The 26,674-nt window shown below is 59.0% G+C and carries 20 protein-coding genes; 13 read left to right on the forward strand and 7 right to left on the reverse strand.

Annotated features, from left to right (window positions below; all coding sequences use genetic code 11):
• Positions 1-58: 58 nt before the first annotated feature.
• The 6 genes from LC059_RS14755 to gshB form a co-directional block, all read right to left on the reverse strand.
• Positions 59-862 carry a uroporphyrinogen-III synthase gene (locus tag LC059_RS14755; protein WP_226704633.1) on the reverse strand — a complete coding sequence of 268 codons (804 nt, stop codon included), beginning with the start codon at positions 860-862 and terminating at the stop codon, positions 59-61.
• Between the two features lie 42 nt (positions 863-904).
• Positions 905-1,849, reverse strand: coding sequence for a hydroxymethylbilane synthase (hemC, locus tag LC059_RS14760; RefSeq protein ID WP_226704634.1), 945 nt, complete (start codon positions 1,847-1,849; stop codon positions 905-907).
• An 89-nt stretch (positions 1,850-1,938) separates the two neighbouring features.
• The gene (gene ruvX, locus LC059_RS14765; RefSeq protein ID WP_226704635.1) at positions 1,939-2,364 is read right to left on the reverse strand and encodes a Holliday junction resolvase RuvX; all 426 of its coding nucleotides are present in this window, start codon (positions 2,362-2,364) and stop codon (positions 1,939-1,941) included.
• 7 nt (positions 2,365-2,371) lie between these two features.
• Positions 2,372-2,956, reverse strand: coding sequence for a YqgE/AlgH family protein (locus tag LC059_RS14770; RefSeq protein ID WP_226704636.1), 585 nt, complete (start codon positions 2,954-2,956; stop codon positions 2,372-2,374).
• 102 nt (positions 2,957-3,058) lie between these two features.
• Positions 3,059-4,006, reverse strand: coding sequence for an energy transducer TonB (locus tag LC059_RS14775; protein ID WP_226704637.1), 948 nt, complete (start codon positions 4,004-4,006; stop codon positions 3,059-3,061).
• A gap of 106 nt (positions 4,007-4,112) precedes the next feature.
• Positions 4,113-5,069: a glutathione synthase gene (gshB, locus tag LC059_RS14780; RefSeq protein WP_226704638.1), complete on the reverse strand. Its 957-nt coding sequence runs from the start codon at positions 5,067-5,069 to the stop codon at positions 4,113-4,115.
• Between the two features lie 393 nt (positions 5,070-5,462).
• Between gshB and pilG the strand changes: the two genes are divergently transcribed.
• The 6 genes from pilG to LC059_RS14810 all read left to right on the forward strand — a co-directional run bounded on the left by pilG (position 5,463) and on the right by LC059_RS14810 (position 16,642).
• The gene (pilG, locus tag LC059_RS14785) at positions 5,463-5,858 is read left to right on the forward strand and encodes a twitching motility response regulator PilG (RefSeq protein ID WP_010132439.1); all 396 of its coding nucleotides are present in this window, start codon (positions 5,463-5,465) and stop codon (positions 5,856-5,858) included.
• 232 nt (positions 5,859-6,090) lie between these two features.
• Positions 6,091-6,453, forward strand: coding sequence for a twitching motility response regulator PilH (gene pilH, locus LC059_RS14790; RefSeq protein WP_226704639.1), 363 nt, complete (start codon positions 6,091-6,093; stop codon positions 6,451-6,453).
• An 18-nt stretch (positions 6,454-6,471) separates the two neighbouring features.
• Entirely contained in the window at positions 6,472-7,014 is a 543-nt protein-coding gene (locus tag LC059_RS14795; protein ID WP_226704640.1) for a chemotaxis protein CheW, read from the forward strand.
• A gap of 264 nt (positions 7,015-7,278) precedes the next feature.
• Positions 7,279-9,456, forward strand: coding sequence for a methyl-accepting chemotaxis protein (locus tag LC059_RS14800; protein ID WP_226704641.1), 2,178 nt, complete (start codon positions 7,279-7,281; stop codon positions 9,454-9,456).
• 75 nt (positions 9,457-9,531) lie between these two features.
• The gene (locus LC059_RS14805; protein ID WP_226704642.1) at positions 9,532-16,089 is read left to right on the forward strand and encodes an Hpt domain-containing protein; all 6,558 of its coding nucleotides are present in this window, start codon (positions 9,532-9,534) and stop codon (positions 16,087-16,089) included.
• 61 nt (positions 16,090-16,150) lie between these two features.
• Positions 16,151-16,642 carry a chemotaxis protein CheW gene (locus LC059_RS14810; protein ID WP_226704643.1) on the forward strand — a complete coding sequence of 164 codons (492 nt, stop codon included), beginning with the start codon at positions 16,151-16,153 and terminating at the stop codon, positions 16,640-16,642.
• An 87-nt stretch (positions 16,643-16,729) separates the two neighbouring features.
• On the opposite strand, the gene LC059_RS14815 is transcribed toward LC059_RS14810, so the two are convergent.
• A complete protein-coding gene (locus LC059_RS14815) occupies positions 16,730-19,438 on the reverse strand; it encodes a penicillin-binding protein 1A (RefSeq protein WP_226704644.1) in 2,709 nt (902 codons plus the stop codon).
• A 154-nt stretch (positions 19,439-19,592) separates the two neighbouring features.
• Between LC059_RS14815 and LC059_RS14820 the strand changes: the two genes are divergently transcribed.
• The 7 genes from LC059_RS14820 (at position 19,593) to aroB (ending at position 26,375) form a co-directional block, all read left to right on the forward strand.
• On the forward strand, positions 19,593-20,669 hold the full coding sequence (locus tag LC059_RS14820) for a pilus assembly protein PilM (RefSeq protein ID WP_226704645.1): 1,077 nt from the start codon (positions 19,593-19,595) through the stop codon (positions 20,667-20,669).
• Positions 20,670-20,672: 3 nt separating this feature from the next.
• Entirely contained in the window at positions 20,673-21,257 is a 585-nt protein-coding gene (locus tag LC059_RS14825) for a PilN domain-containing protein (RefSeq protein ID WP_226704646.1), read from the forward strand.
• A gap of 2 nt (positions 21,258-21,259) precedes the next feature.
• Positions 21,260-21,880, forward strand: coding sequence for a type 4a pilus biogenesis protein PilO (locus tag LC059_RS14830; protein ID WP_226704647.1), 621 nt, complete (start codon positions 21,260-21,262; stop codon positions 21,878-21,880).
• The gene (locus LC059_RS14835; protein WP_226704648.1) at positions 21,877-22,404 is read left to right on the forward strand and encodes a pilus assembly protein PilP; all 528 of its coding nucleotides are present in this window, start codon (positions 21,877-21,879) and stop codon (positions 22,402-22,404) included. The genes LC059_RS14830 and LC059_RS14835 overlap by 4 nt, the downstream gene beginning before the upstream one ends.
• 2 nt (positions 22,405-22,406) lie before the next feature.
• Positions 22,407-24,632 (forward strand): type IV pilus secretin PilQ, encoded by a 2,226-nt coding sequence (gene pilQ / locus LC059_RS14840; RefSeq protein ID WP_226704649.1) that lies wholly within the window; start codon positions 22,407-22,409, stop codon positions 24,630-24,632.
• The gene (locus LC059_RS14845; protein ID WP_226704804.1) at positions 24,632-25,153 is read left to right on the forward strand and encodes a shikimate kinase; all 522 of its coding nucleotides are present in this window, start codon (positions 24,632-24,634) and stop codon (positions 25,151-25,153) included. The genes pilQ and LC059_RS14845 overlap by 1 nt, the downstream gene beginning before the upstream one ends.
• A 136-nt stretch (positions 25,154-25,289) precedes the next feature.
• Entirely contained in the window at positions 25,290-26,375 is a 1,086-nt protein-coding gene (gene aroB, locus LC059_RS14850; RefSeq protein WP_226704650.1) for a 3-dehydroquinate synthase, read from the forward strand.
• Positions 26,376-26,674 lie beyond the last annotated feature (299 nt).

Genomic DNA, 26,674 nt, shown 5'->3' on the forward strand with positions numbered 1-26,674 from the left:
CGTTCTTTATACGGACTATGGCGCGGAAATGAAATTTTTTACCGACTATGGCGTGAAATCAGGAATGGTCGGCGGCCAGAGCATCTTTCAGTGCGGCCAGCATGCCGGTGTCGCCAGCGTTGATGGCGGCGTGCACGTATGGGAAGCCGAGCGCGCGGGCATTGGCGGCGACCCGATCACTGGGGCAAATAAGCACTGCATGGCGCAGGGCCGGGCGTCCGGTGGATTCGATCACCCGGTGCAGGTTGTCCAGGGTTTCGCCGCTGTGCACGGTGATTGCGTCGGGGGTGTGTTGGTAGTTGCGTACCTGCTCGGTGGCCTCGGCTGGCAACGTGCGTCGGTAAAGCTCGCAGTAATCCAGTCGTGCGCCGCGCTCTTCCAGGGTGCTCCCAATCAGGGTGCGGCCGCCCTGGCCGCGGAACAGAATCACACGCTCGCCCTGTGGATGCTGCAGTGACGGCAGGGCCAGCAGCGCTTCCGAGTCCATGGTGCTGCTCGGGCTGTCATCTAGCTCGCCGGTGTTACCCGTCTCGGGCATTGCGCCGCGCGTGCGGATGGCGCGGGCAGTGGCGGCACCAATGGCGTAATAGCGAGGACCCTCGGGCAACTGCGGCCAGTAGTTGTCGAGCCAGTCGAAGCCGTATTGCACGGCGTTCTGGGAGACAAATATGGCGTGATCGAACTGGTCGAAATCCAGGATCAGGTTTTTGATGGCTTGGGCGCCGTCCCCCTGCACGATCGGTTCGATATCCAGTAGTGGTATGCAGTCGGCCACCGCACCTTCAGACTGCAGTAGCGCGCTCCACCCTGCGCTCTGGTGAGCGGGGCGGGTGACCAGGATACGTTTTCCGGCGAGGTCCATCGTCGTGCTCTGGATAGTTGTGCTCTGAGGCCAGTCGCGAATTTAGATGGCGGCGAGGATCTTGTCGGCACCCGCTTCCAGCAACTGCTCGGCGAGACGGGTACCGAGCGCTTCTGCGTCTGCCACGTCGCCGCGCACTTCATCGCTCAGCATGGTGGCGCCATCGGGGCTGCCCACGAGGCCGCGGACGTACAGCGTGCTCTTGCTGCTGTCGTCAAAAATTGCGTAACAGCCAATGGGTACCTGACAGCTGCCGTTGAGGCGGCGCACCATGGCGCGCTCGGCGACCAGGTGGTGGCTGGTGTCGGCGTGGTGCAAGGGGGCGAGCAGAGCCTCCAAAGCGGGGTCGCGGCGGGACTCGATACCCACGGCGCCCTGGCCGCCGGCGGGAAGCAGGACTTCCGGCTCGATAAACGCGGCGATGCGCTCGCGCATCTCCAGGCGCAGCAGGCCGGCGGCAGCGAGAATGATCGCGTCGTAGTCGCCCGCATCCAGCTTGGCCAGCCGGGTATTTACGTTGCCGCGCAGGAATTTCACTTCCAAGTCCGGACGCACCGCCAGTACCTGGCACTGGCGACGCAGGCTGGAGGTGCCCACCACCGCTCCTTTGGGGAGCGCTTCGAGAGAAGCGTAGTGATTACTTACAAAGGCGTCGCGCGGATCTTCGCGCTCGCAAATCACTGGCAGGTGCAGGCCTTCGGGAAACTCCATGGGCACGTCCTTCATGGAGTGCACGGCGATATCCGCGCGGCCTTCCAGCATGGCTTTTTCCAGCTCTTTTACGAACAGGCCCTTGCCGCCCACTTTGCTCAGCGGAATATCCAACAACTGGTCGCCGCGGCTGGTCAGTGGCAGCAGCTCCACATTGAGGTCGGGGTGGTGTAGTTCCAGCTGCTGTTTGACGTAATTGGCCTGCCACAGGGCGAGAGCGCTCTCGCGGGTGGCAATGCGGATAGTCTTGATGGGGGAGGCAGTGGAATCGGACATGTGCGCAAATCAGGTCTGTTGGAAATTTGCGCGCAAGTCTAACAGTTTGCTGGTGGGAATGGGCTAGCTGCTCTCTAGTCCTTCTCTAGCTAGTCGGACTGCTGGCGCAGCCAGTCCTCGAGGAAGATGCGTGCGGCGATGGAATCAACCGGCTGGTTGGCGTAGTCACCGCGGTGGCCGCGCTCGCGGGCTTCGTCCTTGGCAGCACGAGTGCTGAGGCGTTCATCGGCGTATTCCACCGGCAGGCCGAGGCGGCCGTGCAGCCGCTGGCCGAATTTGCGCGCGCGTGCGCCAAACTCGCTCTCGCTGCCGTCCATATTCAACGGCAGGCCTACCAGTAATACCTGTGGTTGCCATTCTTTCACGATGCGCTGTACCTGATCCCAATCGGGCTTGCCGTCTTTGGCGGGCAGCGGCTCCAGCTCGCGGGCGCTGCCGGTCAGGCTTTGGCCGTAGGCGAGACCGATGGAGCGGGTGCCGAAGTCGAAGGCAAGGGCGGTGAGAGGTTTGCTCATGGTCTGCTCACGCGTGTCCGGACTGGGTGCCGATACCTGAAAGATCGATGCCATGGCGGGCGGCGGCCGTCTGCCAACGCTTGTCCCAGGGGGTGGCGAACAGAATTTCCGGCACCGCGGGCAGGGTCAGCCAGGCGTTTTCCGCGATCTCCTGTTCCAGTTGTCCCGGTCCCCAGCCGGCGTAGCCGAGTGCCAGCAAAACATCGTCCGGGCCACGGCCGCAGGCGAGTGACTCGATGATGTCCTTGGAGGCGGTGAGGCTGATCTCGTCAGACACTTCCGCGGTGGAGGCGAACTGCATGCCGCGCCCGTGCAGAACGAAGCCCTGCTCTTGTGCCACGGGGCCGCCCACCAAGACCGGCTCATCGCCGCGCAGGCTGGCGTCCTCCAGTGACAGCTGTTCGAACACCTCTTTCCAGGTCACCTTGCTTGGGGCGTTGACGACGATACCCATGGTGCCCTCGGCACCGTGCTCGCAGATAAAGGCCACGGCCTGGTGAAAGCGTGGGTCCTGCATGCCGGGCATGGCGATCAAGAACTGGCCGCGTAGGCTGCTGTGGGTGAGGTCGCTGTCGATATTGGATGGCTGCATGGGACTCACGGCACTGGGTTACGGAAAATGGTTTGGCGCGGGCACGGGCGCGGATATAGAGAAGCGAACGTTAAGTCTAGTGGCTCCTGCCCCGATACGCGCTCAGCCGCGGCTTGGTGATTTGCTCGCGGCGGTGGAAAAGCCGGTCATTTCAAAGCGCCAGGTGCGAATGATCTCCAGTCGATCGGCCTCTTTGCGGATTTCCGCGGGGAAGGGGGCGAAGGGCGAGGCCAGGCGCACAATCTGCTGGGCGGCGTCGTCGAGAACGCGCTCGCCGGAGGATTCGAGAATCACCACTTCTTCCACCGCACCGGTGGGCAGCAGTCGCACCATCATGCGCAGGTCGCCGGTGATCTGGCGGGCCAGGGCCTCTTCGGGGAAGTTGTCGTTGCCGATGGCCTCCACTTTCTGACGCCAGTCGTGCAGGTAGGCTGCGTCCGAGGAGGCCTTGGTGGCAACAGAGGTGAGGCGGCGTACCCGCGGACGCTGCGCGATGGTCTGGCGGATCTTGTCGAGTCGCGCCTGCAGGCTGGCGATCTCCGGGTTGGTAGGCGGCAGGTCAGAGGGGGCGTCACCGCGTTTCTCTTCCGAGCGCTTGTCTTCGGCCGGCAGCTCCGGGGCCTGCTGCGGGCTGTCGCCGATGGTGGTGATTAGCTGGCGCAATTGGTCTGCAGGGCGTGCAGCCTGTTGCTGGGGCAGTGGATTGACCTGCCGGATGTTGGTGTCGGCTATCTCTGCGTGGCGGTCGGTGGAGAGTTCTTTCGGCGTTTCCGCAGTGCCGCTGGCGTGCTGGTTGTGCTGGGCCAGGTAATCGGCATCTTCGGGGGCGTCCAGGGAGCGGTGCTGTGCCAGGGTCACTTCCAGGGTGGGCGGCGCTTCCTTGGCTTCGGGTGCGGTAAATGCCACACCGAATATCAGAAGTGCGTGCAGGGCGCAGGCCAGGAACAGGGCAAAGGTAAAGCGGTCCCCCTGGGAGGCGGACGATGCGGTGTTCAGGGGCTGGGCCTGAGCGCTGGACTCTGCACGGGATTGACTGGCTGCTGCGGTCATTGTGGTTATTGCTTTTACTTCTTGCCGATACTTCTGCCGTGAAACTGCCGGTGCCCGCAACGGAGTAGGCTCCGTTTGCTTGTGGCTCCGGCAGGAGCGGAACAGTTTACCCTTTTTGCGCCAGGCGGTCTGTGATCGCGCGCATCAATAGTCCGCCGATGTCGGTGCCGAAGGCGGTGTCGATTTCACGCACGCAGGTGGGGCTGGTGACGTTTACTTCGGTGAGGTAGTCGCCGATCACGTCCAGGCCGACGAACAGCAGGCCTTTTTCTTTCAGCGTCGGGCCCACCTGTTTGGCGATCCACAGGTCGCGCTCAGACAGTGGGCGCGCTTCACCGCGGCCGCCGGCGGCGAGGTTGCCGCGGGTTTCCCCAGCTTGGGGGATGCGTGCCAGGCAGTAGGGTACCGGCTCGCCATCCACCATCAGGATGCGCTTGTCGCCATCCTTGATTTCGGGAATGTAGCGCTGGCCCATGATTTGGCGTTTGCCATTGTCGGTGAGGGTTTCCAGGATGGCGCCGATGTTGCTGCCATCGGGTTTGACGTGAAAGATCCCGGTGCCGCCCATGCCGTCCAGGGGCTTGAAGATCACGTCTTTGTGTTCACCGTGGAAAGCGCGCAGTTGCGCCATATCGCGGCTGACAATCAGCGGCGGGCAGCAACCGTCAAAATGGGTGGCGAAAATTTTCTCATTGCAGTCGCGCAGGGACTGGGGCTTGTTGGCAACCAGGGTGCCGGTGCGCTCGGCTGCCTCCAGGATATAGGTGGAGTAGATGTACTCGTTGTCGAAAGGCGGGTCCACACGCATTAGCAGCACATCGAGATCGCCCAGGTGCATGGGCTTGCGCTCGCCAAGGGAAAACCAGTTCTGCGGATCTTCAAACACTTCCAGCTGTGAGCCGTTGCCCATGGGGGTGCCGCCGTCGAGATACAGGTCCGACTGCAGAAAATAGTGCAGCTCAAAGCCCGCGCGCTGGGCCGCCAGCAGTAGCGCCAGGGTGGTGTCTTTCTTGTAAGAGATGTTGGCGATTGGGTCCATGACCACGCCGAGCGTGTGGCTCATACCGGTATCCGTATTTCTGAATAATGGGCGGGGTGACGGCGGTTCGCCGGGGCGGCGGCATTCGTGGCCGGGGCGCGACCGTCAATCCGGGTAAGGTAAGAGTAGCGGGCCTTGTGTGCAAGCCGCATTTCTGGTCGCAGATGCGCCAGAAATGCGGCATTGCTCACAATATGATCATCCCTCGACCGCGGCCCCGGTCGTCGCTAGATTCACTCTGGTATCTGTGATAAAAGTTTCCTCCTGATCTGCGTCTGCTGGCCGGTGGCCTCTTCATAGTTAGCAGTGGCGACGATCAGACCCCGTAATGAGGTTGCACATAAGGGCGCTGCCGCGGTTACACAACAATATCCAACGGCGCTCGAAAATAAGTAAAAGGGGATTTGGGAACACACTATGGAGCTCAACTGGGAAAGTCTCACCGTAATGGTGATTGACGACAGTAAAACCATTCGCCGCACCGCGGAAACGCTGTTGCAGAAAGCGGGTTGTGCGGTGGTTACCGCCACTGACGGTTTCGATGCGTTGGCGAAAATTGCCGATTCGCGTCCGGATATTATTTTTGTCGACATCATGATGCCGCGTCTCGATGGTTATCAGACCTGTGCATTGATCAAGAACAACAGCGAATTCCGCAGTACACCGGTAGTGATGCTGTCCAGTAAGGATGGCCTGTTCGACAAGGCCAAAGGTCGAGTCGTGGGTTGCGATCAGTATCTCACCAAGCCGTTCAGCAAAAGTGAATTGCTGGGCGCAATTTCTGCTCATGCCAAGCCGCACCACGCTGCTTGAGGAAAGGTTCTCGCTGAAAGCGTGAAACATTTGGCATAAATCGCGTAGACTATGGCGTCTTGCTGGCGCTCACCCGGTATGTGTCCACTGAAGTGCGCGAATTTCACGAAAGTCAGCACCAAATAACAAAGCGTGTGGCCGTATACCTCGAATGGTGGTGCGGCCGGTACCAACAACAAGCCGCCTGGCTGTGACCGAAGGCCAGGATGGAAACATTATCTCGGGGGAAAAGATGGCCAGAGTGCTTATCGTCGATGACTCGCCAACCGAAACTCACAAGCTGACCACTATTCTGGAAAAGAATGGTCACGCCGTGCTTACTGCCACCAATGGTGAAAACGGTGTGGATGTGGCGCGCGAACAGCGTCCCGACGTGATCTTGATGGATATCGTGATGCCGGGCCTGAATGGTTTCCAGGCTACCCGTCAGCTCAGCAAGGGTGATCAGACCAGCGGCATTCCCGTTGTGATCGTGACCACCAAAGACCAGGACACCGACCGCGTCTGGGGCATGCGCCAGGGTGCGCGCGCCTACCTGACCAAGCCGGTGGACGAGGGCAAGTTGCTGGGTACTATCGAGGAGGTGTTGGCCTGAGGCCGACGTTGAATCTCCGTGCAGTCAACACTAACCCCTTATCTCGCGCTGGTTGATATTGCCAATCGCGCTAAAGCGCAGGCGCAGGGGCTGCCTGCCCGCCAGGAAGTCAAACCTTATTGGACGGGCATTGGATTTTCTCTGCTGGGACACCGCTTCGTCGCCGCCATGGAAGATGTGGTGGAACTGCTGGAGGTCCCGCAGTACACGTTTATTCCCGGGGCCCAGCCCTGGGTGCGCGGTGTGGCCAATGTGCGTGGCCGCCTGCTGCCGCTATTTGATATGGCCGCCTTTTTTGGTGGTCACCTGACCAGTCCACGCCAGCGCCGCCGCGTGCTGGTACTGGAGCATGACAAGATCTACGCCGGCCTGGTCGTCGACGAGCTTCACGGGATGCAACACCTCGCGCTGGAGTACGGAAAGCTTCCGCCTTCCGATCTGGTGGAGCCGTTTGCGCCCATGGTGAACGGCCAGTTCCAGTTGCAGCAGGATCGCTGGCTGGTGTTCGATCTCCACGCGCTTTTGAATGATTTTCAGTTTGCAGACGCCGCGGCTCACTGAGCCGCGGCTTTCTGTTTTCTGGTGTCCGTTGATTCGGGCACGCCACCACCAACGGGGTGGCGACTGAGGTGAAGCGCCCGCTGTGCGTTAAACCTTTGCAGTTGCGAATATTCACGGCTGCAGCAAACCGTTGTCGGCAGTAGCCGGTTGTATTGGGGATGCCCACTTGGTTGGGTAGTACGGGATGAGAAGCCAAAAGGCTTCAGACTAGTGGTAATAACAAGAATTGGCCTGAGGTATATGCAGGTCCGCCAGGAGTAAATTATGAAAACAGGCTCCCAGAGTTCATTTTCCGCGTTGCGCAGTAACCCTGCCGCGCTGTTTATGGGTTTGCTGGTACTCGCCACACTGGCGGGGCTGATTGTCAGCATCTATTTGGTGCAGACCCACGCCGACCGGGATCAGGAGTATCTCGAAGACGTGGCAGAACTGCGCGCTCTGTCTTATCAGGTTGTGTCCTACGCACCGGCGGCGACCGCCGGCGATGAGCAGGCATTTGCCGACCTGGAGCGCACCATTAACCAAATGGCAGCGACCTGGAGCGAACTGCAGGCCATGGACAGCGGCAGTAAAAGTGCCCTGAACGAAGAGCTGGCCAGCTATGGCCAGATCTGGCGTACGCTGCGCGAGCAGGCCGATACCATTCTTGGTAACAAGGACTCGATCATCTTCCTGAACGATGTGGCGAGTACCCTGAACGACTCACTGCCGGAACTGCAGGCAGAGCACAACAACATCGTGGAAATCCTGCTGGCCAACAACGCCCCGGCCAACCAGGTAGAGCAGGCCCAGCTGCAGGTATGGCGCGCCGAGCGTATCGGTCGAAATATCGACAAGATGCTCCAGGGTGGCGACGACGCGGAGTCTTCCGCTGACCAGTTCAATACCGACGCCAGCCTGTTCGGTAAGGTGGTAGAGGGCATGAAAGGCGGTGACGTGGTGATGGGTATCTCCCGCGTAACCGACACCGAAGCCCGCGAGTCTCTGGAAGAGATTACCGAGCTGTTCGAATTCGTGAGCTCCTCTGTACGCGAGATCTTCGAAGCCACCCCAGCGCTGTTTGCCACCCGTCAGGCAGCCGATGGTATCGCGACCTCATCGCCGCAGCTGCTGGAAGCGCTGTCCACCCTGAACGACCGCATTGTGAGCCTGTCCGGCGAGCGCCAGCCGAACAACCAGACCATCGCGATTATTGCGGGTGTGTTCGTACTGTTGATTTTCGGCATGATGATTACCGCATTCTCCGGTACTCGCCGAACCCTGAAAGAAGAGACCGAGACCAACGAGCGTAACCAGCAGGCGATTATGCAGCTGCTGGACGAACTGGCCGACCTCGCAGACGGTGACTTGACCACCACTGCGACGGTAACCGAGGCCTTCACCGGTGCGATCGCGGACTCCATCAACTACACCATCGACCAGCTGCGGGTACTGGTATCTCGAATCAACGGTGCGGCACAGGAAGTATCCTCCCTGTCCCAGGAAACCCAGCAGACCGCACTGCACCTGGCCGAGGCCTCTGAACACCAGGCCCAGGAAATTGCTGGTGCATCCGCGGCCGTGAACGAAATGGCCGTGACCATTGACCAGGTATCTGCCAACGCCGCCGAATCTGCCCAGGTAGCGGAACGCTCGGTACAGATCGCGAGCAATGGCGCCAAGGTGGTACAGAACACCATCAAGGGCATGGACACGATCCGTGAACAGATTCAGGACACCTCCAAGCGAATCAAGCGACTGGGTGAATCTTCCCAGGAGATTGGTGACATCGTAAGCCTGATTAACGACATTGCTGACCAGACCAACATTCTGGCACTTAACGCCGCGATCCAGGCCTCTATGGCTGGTGACGCAGGCCGAGGCTTCGCGGTGGTTGCGGACGAGGTACAGCGCCTCGCAGAACGTTCCGCTGCCGCGACCAAGCAGATTGAAGGCCTGGTAAAAGCGATTCAGTCGGACACCAACGAAGCGGTAGTATCGATGGAATCCACCACTACCGAGGTGGTGCGCGGTGCACGCCTGGCGCAGGACGCGGGTGTTGCGCTGGAAGAGATCGAAACGGTATCGACCAACCTCGCATCCTTGATTCAGAACATCTCCAACGCGGCTCGCCAGCAGGCCTCGTCCGCGGGTCACATTTCCAACACGATGAACGTCATTCAGGAAATTACCTCACAGACTTCTGCCGGTACTCAGGCTACCGCACAGTCCATTGGTAACCTGGCCCAGACTGCCTCCGCCCTGCGCGATTCCGTTGCCGGCTTCAAGCTGCCGAGCGACGAAGAAGTGGATGGCGAGAGCGATCTCTACGATGGCGATCTGGCCGAGCTGTCTGAAGAGTTCCCGATGCTCGACGACGATTCCATTGACGGTGTATCTGCCGAAGAAGATGGTCTCGCAGCGCTCTCCTCCGAAGAGCGTGATGAGCGGGCCATGGCCTGAATCTCCGCAACCGAAAACGACAATTAAGCGGACACCAGCGGGGCTCGCGGCCCCGCGGTGTAGAGCAGCAGATGAGTGGCGTCGGCGGTTGACGGCCGCCTGTCAGCGAGCAACCTGAATTACCGAGGACTTGGCGTGAGTCGCGACAATCCCAATTTTGTAGCCCTGGATTGGCTGATCGGCGAAATCAACGAAACGTTGGCGCAAGCGCGCCAGCAATTGGAGACTTTTGCCTCGGACTCCGCTTCTGCGGACTCTTCTTCCTCGGACTCTTCTTCTGTTAGTGGGGCGGGCGACTCCTCCGGCCTGCTGAAAAGTTGTCTCGATCTAATTCACCAGGTACACGGCAGTCTGCATATGGCAGAGCTGACCGGTGCTGCGATGCTCGCCGAGGAAATGGAGCAGCTGGTGCATGCCCTGGCCAGCGGTGAAGTCGAAAACAGCGATGAAACCCGTGAATTTCTCATGCGTGCACTGCTGGAATTGCCGCTGTACCTTGAGAAAATTGCCTTCCAGCGCCGCGACAATGCGGTGCTGCTACTTCCCTTATTGAATGACCTGCGGGCAGTGCGTCGCGAGCGCCTGATCACCGAGGGTGCCCTGTTTGCGCCGGACCTTAGCGCGCTGGATCAGGCTGCTGGTGCACGCCAGCCACTGCTTTCTAACGCAGACAAGCTGCAGGAGCTGGTGGTCAAGCTACGCAAGATGTACCACGTGGCTGCCGCTTCCCTGATCCGTGATGTAAATAGTGGCGAAAGCCTTGCCTACCTGAACAAAGTCAGCGAAAAAATGCTGCTGCTTTATAGTGGCAGCCAGCGCCAGCATCTGTGGGAAATCCTGCAGGGCCTGCTTGAGGGCATCGCCGATCACCGGGTTAACGTACTGCCGGCATTGCGCCAGTTACTGCGTCGAATCGACGTGGAATTCCGCCTGTTGCAGGGGCAGGGCGCACGCGTCCTGGACTTGCGCCCGGATCGGGATCTGACCCGCAACCTGTTGTTTTACGTCTATCTGTGCGGCCCAAATGGCCCGCGCACACAGGCTCTGTATCAGAAATTTGCCCTCGATCGCGCTGTCCCCGGCACTCCACGCCCGGATACCGAAGATGCGCTGGCCATGGGCCCCGAAGCCATGGGCACTGCCGTTGCCGCCCTGCGCGAAGAGCTGGCCAGTGTGCGCGAGGCCCTGGACCCTAGCATTGCCAACAGCGAGCGCCCACCGCTCGCCGATACCGCGGTGGTTGCCAAGCGCCTTGCCGATACGCTCGGTGTCCTGGGGTTGGAAAACCAGCGCACTCGTGCGCGCAGCATATACGAATACCTGCGCGACGCGTCGCGCAGCCAGGCCCCCGACGACCTGTTAATGCAGGCGGCATCGGAGCTGGTACAGCTGGATTCGGGTCTGGCAGCTGCGGCCGAGCGCGACAAGCGCATCGACAGTGAATCGCCATTGATGGGCGAGGCCACTGAACAGGTGCTGCGCGAAGCGCGTATTGGCCTGGAGACCGTCAAAGAGGCGGTGGTCGAATATATTGCCAGCCACTGGGATGCGGGCCAGCTGTCCCAGGTGCCCAAGCGCCTGCAGGAAGTCTGCGGTGGACTGGATATGGTGGGATACCGCCGCGCTGCAGAAATTGTCGGTGCCTGTAAGAGCTACATCGAAGAGCGTCTGATCAATGCAGGCGACCAGCCGGACTGGAAACTGCTGGATACCCTCGCGGACGCCGTGACCAGTGTCGAGTACTACCTCGAGCGCCGCGCCGATGGTATTGAAGATGCGGATATGCTGCTGGCGCTGGCGGAAGACAGTGTGGCCACCCTGGGCTATGCAGTCGCTGACAGCGATGACGTAGTCACAGAGGTAGAGACTCAGCCCTTTGCAGATGTGCCGCAGGAACAACCGGTCGCTGATGTGACTGTTTCCGAAGATGCTGAAGAGCAGAATGCCCTCGACAGTTTTGATTTCACCCTCGATCTGGATGAAGTCAGCGCTGAGCCCGCTGCAGAAGAGTCTGCCCCGCTCACTGAAGACCCTCTGGCCGGCCTGTCCAGTGCGGTGATCGAAGAGCCGGCCACAGAGCCACAAGTGGAATCTACAGAAGAGCCGTCCCTGATCGAAGAGAGCTGGTTCGCCGGCGACAGTGAAGCGGACGTGTCCTCTGCTGCGGAGCCTGCGACCGATGCCGAAGTGGAGTCCGAGCGCGCACAGCCCGAACAGCCTGCGCCGGTTCTGGAAGACGACGATACCAGCATCATCGATGACGAAATCGTTGAGATTTTCCTTGAGGAAGCCGGTGAAGTACTGGAGACCATCGAGCATTACTTCCCCCTGTGGGCGGCAAACTTCGAAAACCGCGACGCACTGGTGGAATTCCGCCGGGGCTTCCACACCCTGAAAGGATCCGGCCGCATGGTCGAGGCCCTGGAAGTGGGCGAACTGGCCTGGGCCGTCGAGAATATGCTGAACCGGGTGCTCGACGAGACTGTGGCGCCGGGCCGTGGCCATGTTTTGCTGATCGAGCAGGTAGTGGCCAAGTTACCTTCTATGGTCGATGGCTTCCGCACCCGCACCGGCGATCCTGACCCCGCACGCACTGCACAGCTGGAGAGCTGGGCCAAACAGCTTTCACACGGTGAAGTCCCGGAAGCACTGTTACAGGCTGCCAGTGGCGACGCGCAGGTTGCGGCGGAGTCTGAACCGCACGTAGAGCCAGTCGAAAACCTGGCCGAGGTGGATGACAACGCACAGCTGTGGGAAATTTTTGCCCAGGAAGCAGAAACCCACCTCGCGACCGTGGCTGAATTCCTTAGCGAGATGGAGCGCGCCGCGCCACTGTACGGTGTGCCCTCCGACCCGCTGCACCGTGCGCTGCATACCCTTAAAGGCTCCGCGCATATGGCGGAAGTCACCCAGGTGGCTGAGCTTATGGCGCCCCTGGAGCGCTTCGCCAAAGAGTTGCGCACCTATCAGGTTCCCATCGACAGCGATATTTTCGAACTGATCAGCGATGCGCGCCGCTATGTGAAGGCGGTACTGCAACAGATTTACAACGGTGAGCCACTGCGTGTTGAACGCAGCGAGCAGTTCCTGGCGCGAGTCGCCGAACTACAGGAGCGCGCTGTAGGTCATTTGATCCGCGAGCGTGAAGCGAACGAACCCAAGGCTGTCGATCCGCAACTGCTGGCGGTGATCATGGCCGACGGCATGAAGGTTCTGCTCGACGCCGACCAGATGCTAAACCATTGGCGTCTGCACCCGGGTGACAAGTCCATCCTGTTGCCGGTGGCAGAGGAACTGGATGTGCTGCAGCAGGCTGCAGGTCAGGCACAGTTGCCGACGTTGCAGGAGCTGGCCCAATTGCTACTGGCGGTTTACCGCCAGGTTATCGATGGACATCTGGAGGAAGAGCCGGCGCTGTGGGCGGCGCTGGAGCAGGGGCACAACGAATTGCTGGATCTGGTCGATGCGGTAGCCGCTTCCACCGATCTGCCGCCGGTGAGCGAAGCCGTTGGCGAAGCCCTGCGCTACCTGGCACAAGGGGATGACGGCGAAGCCGAAGAAGAGATCGATCTTTCCGAGTACGGTATCGATAGCAGTGAATTCAGCTTTGGCGATGGTTACACCAGTGCCGTCGATGTAAAAGCGGATGAAGCTTCGTCTGACCATGATGAAGAAGCCTTCAGCTTCGATGACCTTGTCGCAGAAGAAACTGCCGCAAGTGCGGGCGACGACCAAGTTGATGGTGCGACGCCTGACGTGGAAGCCTCAGAGCCCGAACTTACTGTTGAATGGCTCGAATCCGAGTTGTCGGCAGAGTTGCCGGCAGAAGAGTCTCTTGGCGAGCACTCTATCGATTCTGCAAGCGACACCGAAATCCAAATCACTGTGGAAGAGGCGCCAGCCGAACTCGAGCCTGAAGGGTTCTCTGAGGAGCTCGCTGATACCCGTTGGCTGGAAGACGCTGTCGCAAGCGCAGAACACTTGGGGGCAGAGAAAGCCGAGCCGGTGGAAACGGTCGTGCCGTCGTCGGGCACCGACGTTGAGACAGCAGCCGCGGCTGCCGCCGATTCCAGCGGGGGTATTACCGATGCCCAGCGTGGATTGCTGGCGGATATCGACCCAGACGTGGTCGAAGTCTTCCTGGAGGAAGCCGGCGACCTCATGGATGAACTCGAAGAGTTGATCCAGAACTGGGAACAGTCCCCGGACGATAGAGAGCCGCCAGAAGCCCTGAAGCGGGTGCTGCATACCTTCAAAGGTGGTGCACGTATGGCTGCCCTGATGGGACTTGGTGAAGTAGCCCACCGCTTCGAAACCGTAATCGAAAACATGCAGAGCGGCAGCTCGCCATCGGCCGAATTCTTTGCTGATGCCCATAGCATCTACGACCGCCTGGCGGCGGGTGTGGAAACCGTGCGTGCCTGGATGGGCGGTGAGGAGCTTGAATCTTTCTGCGCGCTGCTGGAGACCCGCTGGGCCGATGAGCAGGTTGCCGAAGATGCGAGTCCGGTGGATTACGGCATGGAGTCTGAAGAGGTTCTGCCGGTTGCTGCTGAGCAGACGCCAGTTATCGACCCCACCGATACGTCTGCAGCGGATGCTGCCGAAACGTCCAGCGATGATAACAGCTCCGCTGTGCCGCCAGTGCCGACTCCCGAAGTCGAGGTCATCGAAAAGGGCACCGCCCTGCAGCCCCAGGTGCCGGCCGCTGCCAGCAATGTGCTGCCATTTGTGCGCAAGTCAAAAGGTGTCGGCGACCGCGATGGTGGTCAGCCGCGTAACCAGCCCCAGGAAATGGTGCGGGTTGCCTCTGAACTGCTCGAGGAGCTGGTAAACCTCGCTGGTGAGACCTCAATTTCGCGGGGCCGACTGGAAGAGCAGGTGGGTGAATTCGGTCTCGCCCTGGACGAGATGGACTCCACCCTGTCGCGATTGAATGAACAGCTGCGCCGCCTCGATAAGGAAACCGAAGCCCAGATTTTGTTTCGCCAGGAACAGCTGGCGGAGCAGGACGGTGATTTCGACCCACTGGAAATGGACCGCTACTCGTCCATTCAGCAGCTGTCCAGGTCACTGCTGGAATCCACGTCCGACTTGCTGGAGCTGAAACAGACCCTTGGACATAAAGCGCGGGATACCGAAACCCTATTGCTGCAGCAGTCGCGGGTAAATACCGAGCTGCAGGAAGGCCTGATGCGCAGCCGCATGGTGCCCTTCTCCCGTCTGGTACCGCGCCTGCGCCGCATCGTGCGTCAGGTCAGTGCGGAGCTCAGCAAGCAGGTGGACCTGGTGTTCTCCAACGTTGAGGGTGAACTGGACCGCTCCATGCTCGAGCGTATGGTTGCACCGCTGGAGCATATGCTGCGCAACGCGGTGGACCACGGTATCGAGTCCCCGGCGAAGCGACGCGAATCCGGCAAGGCCGAGCGCGGCCGCATTTCAGTCGCACTGGCCCGTGAGGGCAGTGAGGTGGTGATTACCATCAGCGACGACGGTGCCGGTATCAATTTGATGCGTGTGCGTGAGAAAGCGATCGAAAGCGGCCTGATGCGTCCCGACGCGGAGCTGTCCAACAACGAGATTATGCAGTTTATTCTGCAGGCGGGTTTCAGCACCGCTGACAAGGTCACCCAGATTTCCGGTCGCGGTGTCGGCATGGACGTAGTGTCAGCCGAGATCAAACAGATTGGTGGCAGTGTCACCATTGGTTCGCAGCTCGGCCAGGGTACTGAATTCGTGGTGCGCCTGCCGTTCACCGTATCGGTGAACCGCGCGCTTATGGTGAAGGTGGGGGACGATGTGTTTGCCCTGCCGCTGAATACCATTGAGGGTATCGTGCGCTTGAGCCCGTTTGAGCTTGAGCACTACTACCGCACGCCAGATGCCCGGTTTGAATACGCGGGTGAGCCCTATCAGGTGAACTATTTCGGCAGTCTGCTGCAGTCCAGCGCGCAGCCGCGCCTGGCGGTAGAAGATATGCAGATGCCGGTACTGCTGGTGCGTTCGGAAAATACCGCCATGGCACTGCAGGTGGACGCCATCATGGGTAGCCGCGAGATCGTGGTGAAAAGCCTGGGCCCGCAGTTTGCCAGTGTGCAGGGCGTTTCCGGTGCAACGGTGACGGGTGATGGTACCGTGGTAGTGATTCTCGATGCCCACGCGCTGTTGCGTAAGCACTCTGCACTGTTGGCGCGCCCCGAAGCGCCGTTGCTGGAAGATCTGCCCAAGGCCAGTGGCCGCGAAGAGCCGGTTACCCAGAAGCTGGTGATGGTGGTCGATGACTCGGTAACCGTGCGTAAAGTGACCACGCGCTTCCTCGAGCGGGAAGGCTTCCGGGTGATCACCGCCAAAGACGGTCAGGACGCGATCATCCAGCTACAGGATGTGATTCCGGATGTGATGCTGCTTGATATTGAAATGCCGCGTATGGATGGCTTCGAGGTAGCGCGTAATATCCGCTCCAGCAGTCGCCTGCGGGATATTCCCATCATTATGATCACCTCCCGTACCGGTAAGAAGCACCGCGATCACGCGCTGTCGCTTGGCGTAAACCATTACCTCGGTAAGCCCTATCAGGAAGAAGTGCTGTTGAGCGCCATCCACGACTTTACCGAAGTAGAGGCGGATGCTTGATGCCCCGCGCAGCAACCAGAGAATGTATTGAAGCCCTACAGGGCTGTGGAGAGATCAGAGCATGAGCGGAACCGATGTAGGCGCCATGTCCACAACAGAGATGCCCCAGGAGCTCAGCAGCCTGCTGTTGCCGCTGGCTGATGGTCAGTTACTGGTGCCGGTAGATACCCTGTCGGAGATCATCGCGCTGCAGAGTCCGGTGTCCGCATTCGATGCGCCGGACTGGTATATGGGTGAGCTGCACTGGCGGGAACTCCGCCTGCCGCTGATCTCTTTTGAAGTGATGCGAGGCAATCCGATGCCGGTGCTGCGGAGTAACTGTCGAATCGCGGTGCTGAGCAGCGGTAACAGCGAAGGCGACCTGCCATTCTTCGCGGTGGTACTTCAGGGTACGCCGAGACTGGTGCGGGTTACCCCGGCGGAACTGGCGGGGCGCGAGGGTGACTGTGCGATGGGCGAGTTGATGCATGTGGCGCTCTCCGGTGAGGAAGCGGTCATCCCGAACCTGTCCGAACTGGAAGAGGCCTGCCTGGCGTATCGCAGTCGTCGCTAACTTACGTTGCAGAATACAGACACAAAAAAGCCGCTCATTGAGCGGCTTTTTTGTGTCTTGCTGTCTGCTTTGTTGTCCTTTCGAGGATCAGAACAGCTCTTCCGGCAGTGCTTCCTGGTCTTGCTCACTACTGCTGTTTGATGACGTGCCGGGGCCATCGTTGGAATAGATCGATGGGTAGTTACCATAGGTCTCGCGCCCGGGTACCCGATCGGCGCGGAATATCTCAAAGATTCCACCGCGGGAGGTGCGCAGGCCAGTGCGCGGGTTGATGCGCATGGTGACGATGTCGTCCGGCTGTGCCAGGTGGCGTTCTGGCAGTCCGTCGAGTGCAGCCGACATAAAGTCGATCCAGATCGGCAGTGCTGCCGAGCCACCGTATTCATTGCGGCCAATGGGCGTGTTGTCGTCAAATCCTACCCAGGTGCTGGTTGCCAGGTAAGGGCTGTAACCGGAGAACCAAGCATCCCGGGGGCCGTTGGTCGTACCCGTTTTGCCGGCGATATCACCGCGCTTCATCACCAGCGCCTTGCGACCGGTGCCGCGCTTGATGACGTCTTTCAGCATCGAATCCATGATGTACGCGGTTTCCGCAGACATGGCGCGGGGTGCCCGCGGGCGGGCCTGCTCGTCGGCGTGCAGTGGTGCCACCGGAAGGGTGCGCAATTCAAGTGGCTCACTTTCTTCCGATTCCAGGTCGGAACCCTGTTGCACCGCGAGCAGGTCAATGGGTTCGGCTCCCGGCTCGCGCTCTTCGCCGGCTAACTCCCCCTCTGCCGGGCAGTCATGACAAACCGTCAGCGGCAGAGCCTGATACACGGCATCGCCGTGTACATCCAGAACCTGGTCCACGAGGTAGGGCTCTACCCGGTAGCCGCCATTGGCAAATGCCGCATAGCCGCGCACCATTTCGAGCGGCGTCAGCGCCGAGCTGCCGAGAGCAATGGACAGGTTGCGCGCGAGTTTGCTGCGCTCGAAGCCAAAGCCCTCGGCAAAGGTCAGCGCGCGGTCGAGGCCCAGCGCCTGCAGGAGGCGAATGGATACCATGTTGCGAGACAAATACAGCGCCTTGCGCAGGCGGGTCGGGCCAAGGAAGTCGCCGCCGTCGTTTTCCGGGCGCCATACGTCTTCCAGGTTGGCCTGTTCAAAAATGATCGGCGCATCGTTGATGATGCTGGCGGCGGTATAGCCGTTTTCCAGTGCTGCCGAGTATATGAACGGCTTGAAGCTGGATCCCGGCTGGCGAGCCGCCTGGGTCACACGGTTAAAATGGCTCTGGCGGAAATCGTATCCGCCTACCAGGGCGCGGATGGCGCCATCTTCCGGCTCTAGTGAAACCAGTGCACCTTGGGCTGCCGGGATCTGGGTCAGGTGCCATTCTTCGCGGGCCTGGGGCAGGTCTTCCTCAGTTTCCCGTTCCAGACCTTCCGGGGTTGCAAAGGGGTCATCGGTGATATCGGTATCTGCCAGTGCTTCGGCGGCGGATTCCCGTGCTTCAGCCTGTGCATCCTGTTGCTCGCGGGCAACCTCCTCGGCGGAAATGACCACGCGCCGCAGGCGGATTACATCACCCGGCGCAAACATTTCTTCCGCAGAGGTCAGGCGGGCGCCGCGGGCATTTTCGGAAATATACGGTCGGATGTCGCTGAGGCCATGCTCCCATGGGATCTCGATGACGCGACGGTCACGGAGCTGCACGCTGAGGCTCTGCGGAGCAACCGCAGTGACGACGGCAGGCTCTAAATCCCCGAGCACCGGGATTTCCTTCAGAAGATCCACCAGCTGGTCATTGTCGGCCAGCAGCTCAATATCGAGACGTTGCTCCGGGCCGCGATACCCGTGGCGGCCGTCGTAGGTCTCCAGGCCGTGCTGCAGGGCGTTGCGAGCGGCATCCTGCAGGCGGCTGTCGACGGTAGTAATTACCTGGTAACCATCGGTGTAGGCCGCATCGCCGAACAGGTCAACGGCTTCCTTGCGCGCCATTTCAGCCACATAGGGTGCGCTCAGATCCAGGTCGCGGCCGTGGAAACGGGCGGTAACGGGCGCAGTGATGGAGTTCTTGTACTCATCCTGGTCGATGTACCCCAGATCGAGCATGCGTTTGAGAATCCAGTTGCGGCGCACCAGCGCCCGCGACGGGTTGGCGATGGGGTTGTAAGTGGACGGTGCCTTTGGCAGGCCGGCCATCATTGCCCACTGGGCCAGGTTGAGGTTGTTGATATCCTGCCCGTAATACACCTGTGCCGCCGCCTGGAAGCCATAAGCGCGGTTGCCAAGGAAGATCTTGTTGATGTAGAGGGCGAGAATTTCGTCCTTGGAGAGTTCCTGCTCGATTTGCAAGGACAGAAGAATCTCGTTGAACTTGCGGATAAACCGCTGTTCGCGGCTCAAGAAGAAATTGCGCGCCACCTGCATGGTCAGGGTGCTGCCCCCGGACTGGATGGAGCCGCTGGCCACCAGCTGGCGGACAGCCCGCATCAGGCCCTTGATGGAAACGCCGCTGTGGGAGTAAAAGCCATCGTCCTCTGCCGCCAGGATCGCCTTGATGAACATATCCGGGGTCTGCTCGATGGTGATGGGGCTGCGGCGCTTTTCGCCAAACTCGCCAATGAGCTTCATATCCCGTGAGTAGATGCGAAGGGGGGTCTGCAGGCGGATATCGCGCAGGCTCTCGACCGAGGGCAGGCCCGGTTTCAGGTAGAGATAAATGCTGGAAAATGCCATGGCGCCAGCGGCGGCCCCGGCCAGAATCAGCCACAGCAGGGATAACAGTCGGTTGCGGGCTTTTTCGGTCATGGAAATGCTTCTGTGTACGTCTTGGTCAATTTATCGGCACTGTTCGACAATTATACGAAGAATGTGCGCTGTTACCTATGCAAAAGGCGGTTGCGGCGGTAATTTAAAGTGCTATACCATCAAACTTCCATAACCCACGGAAAAGATAAGAAAAATGGGGATGCTCCCTTTCTTCAATAAGGGTCCGAAAGCAATGCTTGGGCTCGATATTAGCTCTACCTCGGTAAAGTTGCTCGAACTGAGTCGCAGTGGCGACAAATACCGCGTAGAAAGCTATGCAACCGAGCCCCTGCCACCGAATGCGGTAGTGGATAAAAACATCAATGACGTGACTGCGATCGCGGAAGCTATTCGCCAAGTGGTGCGTCGCTCCAAGACCCGCCTGCGTCAGGCGGCAGTGGCTGTTTCGGGCTCTGCGGTCATTACCAAGACCCTGGATATGCCTGCGGACCTGTCCGATGATGCTCTGGAAGCCCAGATAGCGCTGGAGGCGGACCAGTACATTCCCTATCCACTCGATGAGGTGAATCTGGACTTTGAGGTCCAGGGGCCCTCCGAAAAGGGTGAGGGGCAGGTCGAGGTGCTGCTGGCAGCCTGCCGCAGTGAGAATGTCGAGCAGCGTGTTTCTGCCCTCGGTGAAGCCGATCTACAGCCCGGCGTGGTGGATGTAGAAGCCTATGCCATCGAGAGGGCCTACACCTTGATGGACAATCAGTTCCCAGCCCAGGAGCAGTTGGTGGTTGCGGTGATTGATATCGGCGCCACCATGAGTGCGCTGTCGGTGATGGTCGACGGGCGTACCGTATACACCCGTGAGCAGCTGTTTGGCGGTCGCCAGCTAACCGATGAGATCCAGCGCCGCTACGGCCTGTCCTCCGAAGAGGCCACGCTGGCCAAGCGTCAGGGCGGTAGCGGTCTTCCCGACGACTACTACCCGGAAGTGCTGGAACCTTTCCGCGATGCGGTGGTGCAGCAGGTGACTCGCTCGCTGCAGTTCTTTTACTCCTCCACCTCCTACAGCGATGTGGATTACATCCTTCTCGGCGGCGGTGTTGCCGCGATGGACGGTCTTGCCGAACTGGTAGGCCAGAAGCTGAATAAGCCCACCATGGTGGCCAACCCTTTCCGGGATATGAGTGTTGCATCCCGCGTCAATCGCCAGGCGCTTGCCAGCGAGGCACCGTCGCTGATGATTGCCGCCGGCCTCGCCATGCGCGAGCGGGAGTTCTAAGACATGGCAAAAATTAACCTATTACCCTGGCGCCAGGAATACCGGGCGCAAAAACAGAAAGAGTTTCAGCAGGTCGCAGCGCTGGTGGTCATTGCGGCCGGCTTTTCTGTATTTATGTGGATGAAGACGGTCGACTCGCAGATTGCCAACCAGAACGAGCGCAACCAGATACTGAATACAGAGATCACCGCACTCAACAAACAGGTGCGCGAGATCAAGGATCTGAAGAAGCGCCGTCAGGAACTGATTGACCGCATGCGCGTCATTCAGGAACTGCAGGGCAACCGTCCACTGGCGGTGCGCTACTTCGATGACATGGTAAGGGCGGCACCGGAAGGTTTGTGGCTGACCAATCTCAAGCGCTCCGGGAAAACACTGCAGATATCCGGGGTGGCTGAATCCAACAACCGGGTTTCCTCATTTATGCGTAGCCTGGATCAGTCTGAGTGGTTTCAGTCTCCGAACCTGACTGGCGTTACCGCCAAGCCCGAGTTCGGCGAGCAGGCCAGTGCGTTTGAGATGACGGTTAACGTCAGCGGCCGAAAAAAAGAAGAAGACAGCGCTGATGGCGCCAATAGTGGAGCGTAACCGTGGCGCTTGAAGATACTCTAAAACAGCTCAATCAGCTGGATATCAACGATATCGATTTTTCCCGTGTCGGTGTCTGGCCGCTTGCCGGACGCGTGGCGCTCCTGATCGTAATTGCCGCCGTGCTCGTTGGTGGTGGTTATTTCTTTGCGATCAAAGATCGCTACACACAACTGGAGTTCGCCGCCAAAAAAGAGCGCGAACTGTTTACTCAGTTCGAGCGCAAATCTTTCGAGGCCGCCAACCTGGAAGCCTATCGCGAGCAGCTGGCGGAAATGGAAGAGACCTTTGGTGCGCTGCTGAAACAGCTGCCGAAAGACACCGAAGTCCCAGGCCTGCTAGAAGATATCGATGAATTTGGTCGCGGCAGTGGCCTGACAATTCAGAAGGTCGCGCTGGAAGGCGAGCAGGTCGGAGAGTTTTATGTCGAGCTGCCTATCCGCATCGAAGTGCAGGGTGGTTATCACGAATTCGGAGCCTTTATTAGTGGTATCGCCGGTATGCCCCGTATCGTTACCTTGCATGACTTTGAAATTCAAACAAGCAAAGACGGTGCAGCACTACTGAATATGGTGGTGAACGCGAAAACCTACCGCTACAAAGATCAGGGAGAAGAAGGATGAAAAAATACTTCGCTCTGAGTGCTGCGCTGCTGGCGCTGGCAGGTTGTAGCCTGGACGGCAGCCACAGTGATCTGCGCCAGAAAATGGCAGCGGTAAAACACAAGCCCAAGGGGCAGATTGAGCCGATTCCCACCTTCACTCCGTACAGTCCATACGTATACAGTGCCGCCGCCATGCGCAGCCCGTTTGTTCGCCCGGTACTGGACGCGGATCAGCGACTGGTAGGCCGCAAGCTTGACGTGGCTCCAGATCAGAATCGACAGAAAGAGTTGCTGGAACGTTTCCCATTTGATGCCCTTTCCATGGTGGGCACCTTATCCCGCGGCGGTCAGTTGTGGGCGTTGGTGAATGATGGCGACGGGGGGATCCATCGCATCACCATTGGCAACTACATGGGTAAAAACCACGGGCGTGTAGTCAACGCATCATCATCGCAGCTTGATGTACTGGAAATTGTGCCGGATGGCACCGGTGGCTGGATCGAACGGCCACGGGCTCTGACTTTGGAAGATAAGGACAACTAAAAATGATCACCAAGCAACTCGCCAGAGTATTGGCGCGGGTCGCCAACGTAGTGCTGCGCGCGAAAGCACCGCTATTGGGCCTGCTGTTACTGCCATTGGCGGCGCCGTCCTTGGCAAGCCAATTAAACGATATCCAGTTCTCCGAACTGCCCGGCAGCCGCTTGCAGCTGCGCCTGACGTTTAGTGACGTTCCACCGGAACCCACCGGTTACACCATTGAGCAGCCAGCGCGCATCGTCATGGACTTTGCCGGTGTCGAAAGCGCTCTGCCCGAAAAAAAATATTCCCTGGATATCGGTTCTGCCCGCAGCGCGGTGATCGTTTCCAGTGAAGACCGTACGCGCCTGATTCTGAATCTTGACGAGTTGCCGGTGTACACCAGCGAGCGCGTTGGTAACCAGGTAGTGCTGGAAGTTGGTGCCGATGCAGCCACCACCGCGGCGGTTGCTGCTGCGCCGGTGCACACGAGCACTAATATCGGCGGTAATGCCCAGTTCAAGCCTGCGGGTAATGTGGGCATCAGTAATGTCGATTTCCGTCGCGGTGAAAGCGGTGAGGGCAAGGTCATTGTCAGCCTGACCGATCCCGCGGTGAATATCGATGTGGAGCGTACCCGCGGCAAGATTGTTCTCACTTTCCTCGGTGCTGAACTGCCTCCGGAGCTTCGCCAGCGTCTGGACGTTACCGACTTCGCCACCCCGGTGAATTCCATCAGTGTCGACTACGATGGCCGCAATACGGTTATTTCAGTGGATCCCCACGATGGCGAATACGATTACCTGGCCTACCAGGCGGATACCGAGTACGTCTTGAGTGTAAAACCGCTGACTGTGGCACAGGTGCGTGAAAAGCAGAAAGAGTTCCAGTTCACCGGCGAAAAGCTGTCGCTGAACTTCCAGGATATCGAAGTGCGCTCTGTACTGCAGTTGATCGCGGACTTCACCGACCTGAACCTGGTCGCCAGTGATACCGTGCAGGGGCGCATTACCCTGCGCCTTGACGGGGTGCCCTGGGACCAGGCGCTGGAGCTTATTCTGAAGGCCAAGGGCCTCGACAAACGCCAGGAAGGCAATGTGATCATGGTGGCGCCGGCGGCAGAAATCGCCGAGCGTGAGCGCCGCGAGCTGGAAACCCGCAAACAGCTGGAAGAGCTGGCGCCGTTGCGCACCGAATATGTCCAGATTCGCTACGCCGATGCCCGCGAGCTGTTTACCCTATTTGCCGGGCAGCAGGGTGGTGGCCAGGGTGGAGGCTTAGGGCAGGGCAACTTTGCCGGTGGTCGCGAAGATCAGGACGGTCGCAGTATTCTTTCTGCCCGCGGCAGTGCCATTGTGGATGAGCGCACCAATACCATCATTCTGACCGATACCGAAGATAAAATTGCCCAGTTCCGCGACCTGATCAGTGCAATCGATATTCCCATTCGTCAGGTGATGATCGAAGCGCGCATCGTCACCGCGAATACCGACTTCGAGAAGAGCCTGGGGGTACGCTGGAGCTACCTGGAAGATCACAATATGAGTGATGATTCCATTGGTATTGGTTCCGGCTCGCTTATTCCGGGTCTCTCCGATGGCGACGGTAATGGTCCGGACCTCTCTGCGCCTCAAACCCTGCATGATCCTATGTTGGTGGACCTGGGTATTGCCAATCCCGCGGGCAGCGTAGCCTACGCCATTCTGAAAGAAGACTTCCTGCTGGGACTTGAGCTGTCCGCCCTGGAAGACGTGGGTAAGGCAGAGATTGTTTCCCAGCCCAAAGTTGTGACCGGTGACAAGCAGGAAGCGAGTATTCGCTCCGGTGTGGAAATTCCCTATCTCGAAGCCACTTCCTCCGGTGCTGCCTCGGTAACCTTTAAGGAAGCAGTGCTGTTGCTGAATGTCACCCCGCAGATTACGCCGGATGACAACATCATCATGAACCTCAATATTGACCAGAACAGTGTGGGTGAGTTGTTCACTAACGTGATTACCGGGGCACAGATTCCGGCGATTAACGTGAACTCCCTGCAGACCAAGGTGCTGGTGGCCAACGGTGAAACCATCGTGCTGGGCGGTATCTTTGAAGCTCAGGCCATTGAGGGTGAGGTGAAGGTGCCGGTACTTGGCGATATTCCGTTCCTTGGTCACTTGTTCAAAACTACTACCAAGCAGGAAGACAAGCGCGAGCTGTTGATCTTCATCACTCCGCGCATCATGCAAGACGAGTTCATGTCCTTCAGCAAGTGATTACCCAGCCCATCTTTCTTGTCGGCCCCATGGGGGCCGGCAAGTCCACTATAGGCAAGTTACTGGCAGCCCAACTGGGGCTGCCTTTTGCCGATTCCGATAAAGTTCTCGAAGACCGTACTGGTGCCGATATTCCCTGGATCTTTGATGTGGAAGGGGAGGCTGGTTTTCGCCGACGAGAAAGTGAGGTTTTAAAAGACCTCTGCACCGGTGAGCCCCAGGTGATCGCCACTGGCGGTGGTATCGTGCTGGCGCCAGAAAACCGCGCGCTGCTCAAGGCGCACGGGTTTGTCGTGTATTTGCGGGCTAGTCTCGATCAGCTCGTAGAGCGTACGTCAAAGAACAACAACCGCCCTCTGCTTCAAGTTGCAGACCCCAAGGGCAAGCTGCGTGAAATCCTTCTGCAGCGGGAGCCGCTCTATAGCGAAGTGGCTGACCTTGTATGTGATACCAACGACTGCACACCCAAGCAGGCGTCCATTCTGGTTTCAGATCGGTTGCTGTCTGGTGTGGATGGCTGACCGGCGCCACGCTCGTTGATCACTGATTTGGCGATCGCTATTTAACCGTTCTCCGCATGAGCATATGCAACCACTTGTGCTAGAGTGGCCGCGTTTTCAAGTATATTCCGCTAAAAGTGCGCTAAAGGGAGTTGCCATGCACAGCCTTCAAGTCGACCTGGGTGATCGTAGTTACCCGATTCTGATTGGATCCGGACTGCTGAAGGCCCCGGAATATTTTGAGCAAGCTATTCGCGGTAAACAGGTTCTCGTTGTTACCAACGAGACCATTGCGCCCCTGTATCTCGAAACTGTTCTCACAGCGCTAAAAGGCTTTTCCAAAGTCGACACCGTTCAGCTCCCGGATGGTGAAGCATTCAAAACGTTGGATACGGTCAATCGCGTCTTCGATACACTTCTTGAAAAGCGGCACGATCGCAGCACCACAATTGTTGCGCTCGGTGGTGGTGTGGTCGGCGATATGAGTGGATTCGCCGCGGCCTGCTATCAGCGTGGTGTCGACTTTGTGCAGGTGCCGACAACACTGCTGTCTCAAGTCGATTCATCGGTGGGCGGCAAGACCGGCGTAAACCACCCGCTCGGTAAAAACATGGTTGGCGCCTTCTACCAGCCGCAACTGGTTCTGATCGATATCGATACATTGATGACCTTGCCGGATAGAGAGCTTTCCGCCGGAATTGCCGAGGTCATCAAATACGGCATGATCTGTGACGCCCCGTTTTTTGAGTGGCTCGAAGTTAATATGGGCGCGCTACTGGCGCGTGAGCCGGACGCGCTCGCCTACGCGATCGAGCGGAGCTGTACGGACAAAGCAGCGGTGGTTGCGGAAGACGAGCGCGAGTCGGGGCGCCGTGCCATCCTTAATTTCGGGCACACCTTTGGTCACGCCATTGAAGCGGTTCAGGGGTACGGCAACTGGCTACACGGAGAGGCGGTTGCGGCGGGCATGGTTATGGCGGCCGAGCTCTCTCATTTGCGCGGCTGGATCCCGGAGCGCGATGTAGAAAGACTGAAAGCGCTGCTAAGCCAGGCGAATTTGCCGCAACGATCCCCCGCCGATATGCATGTGGACGATTATTTGCGTGCAATGTCTGTCGATAAAAAAGTGAAGGATGGCAAATTGCGTCTAGTGTTACTGCGCGCGCTGGGTGATGCCCAGATTATCGATGATACGCCCAGAGATCAGTTGGTGGATGCCTTGCGCGCTTGTGGAGCGAAGTGACAGTTTTGTAGTTTTATTACCCGTCTGAGGATTCTTTGACAACTCCGTACGGTAAAAGAAGATAAATCGGTTAAGTAGCCCGCAAACAGCGGAAAAAACTGGCGAATCTTGCAATTGCAGGGGGGCACGAGTAATATTGCGCGCCCCCTCGGTGAAAGCCGGGGTTAGGAGCCGATAATAACAAACGCAGGCTCGCACCGAGCGAGCACCACCAAGCCCCTTACGCGGGCTTTTTTTGTCACTGGAGTACAGAAAACTCAGTGAAATCTGCGGCACCTTTGGCTCAAGACTAGATAAAT

The organism is Microbulbifer elongatus, assembly GCF_020524885.1.
Classification (GTDB): domain Bacteria; phylum Pseudomonadota; class Gammaproteobacteria; order Pseudomonadales; family Cellvibrionaceae; genus Microbulbifer; species Microbulbifer elongatus_A.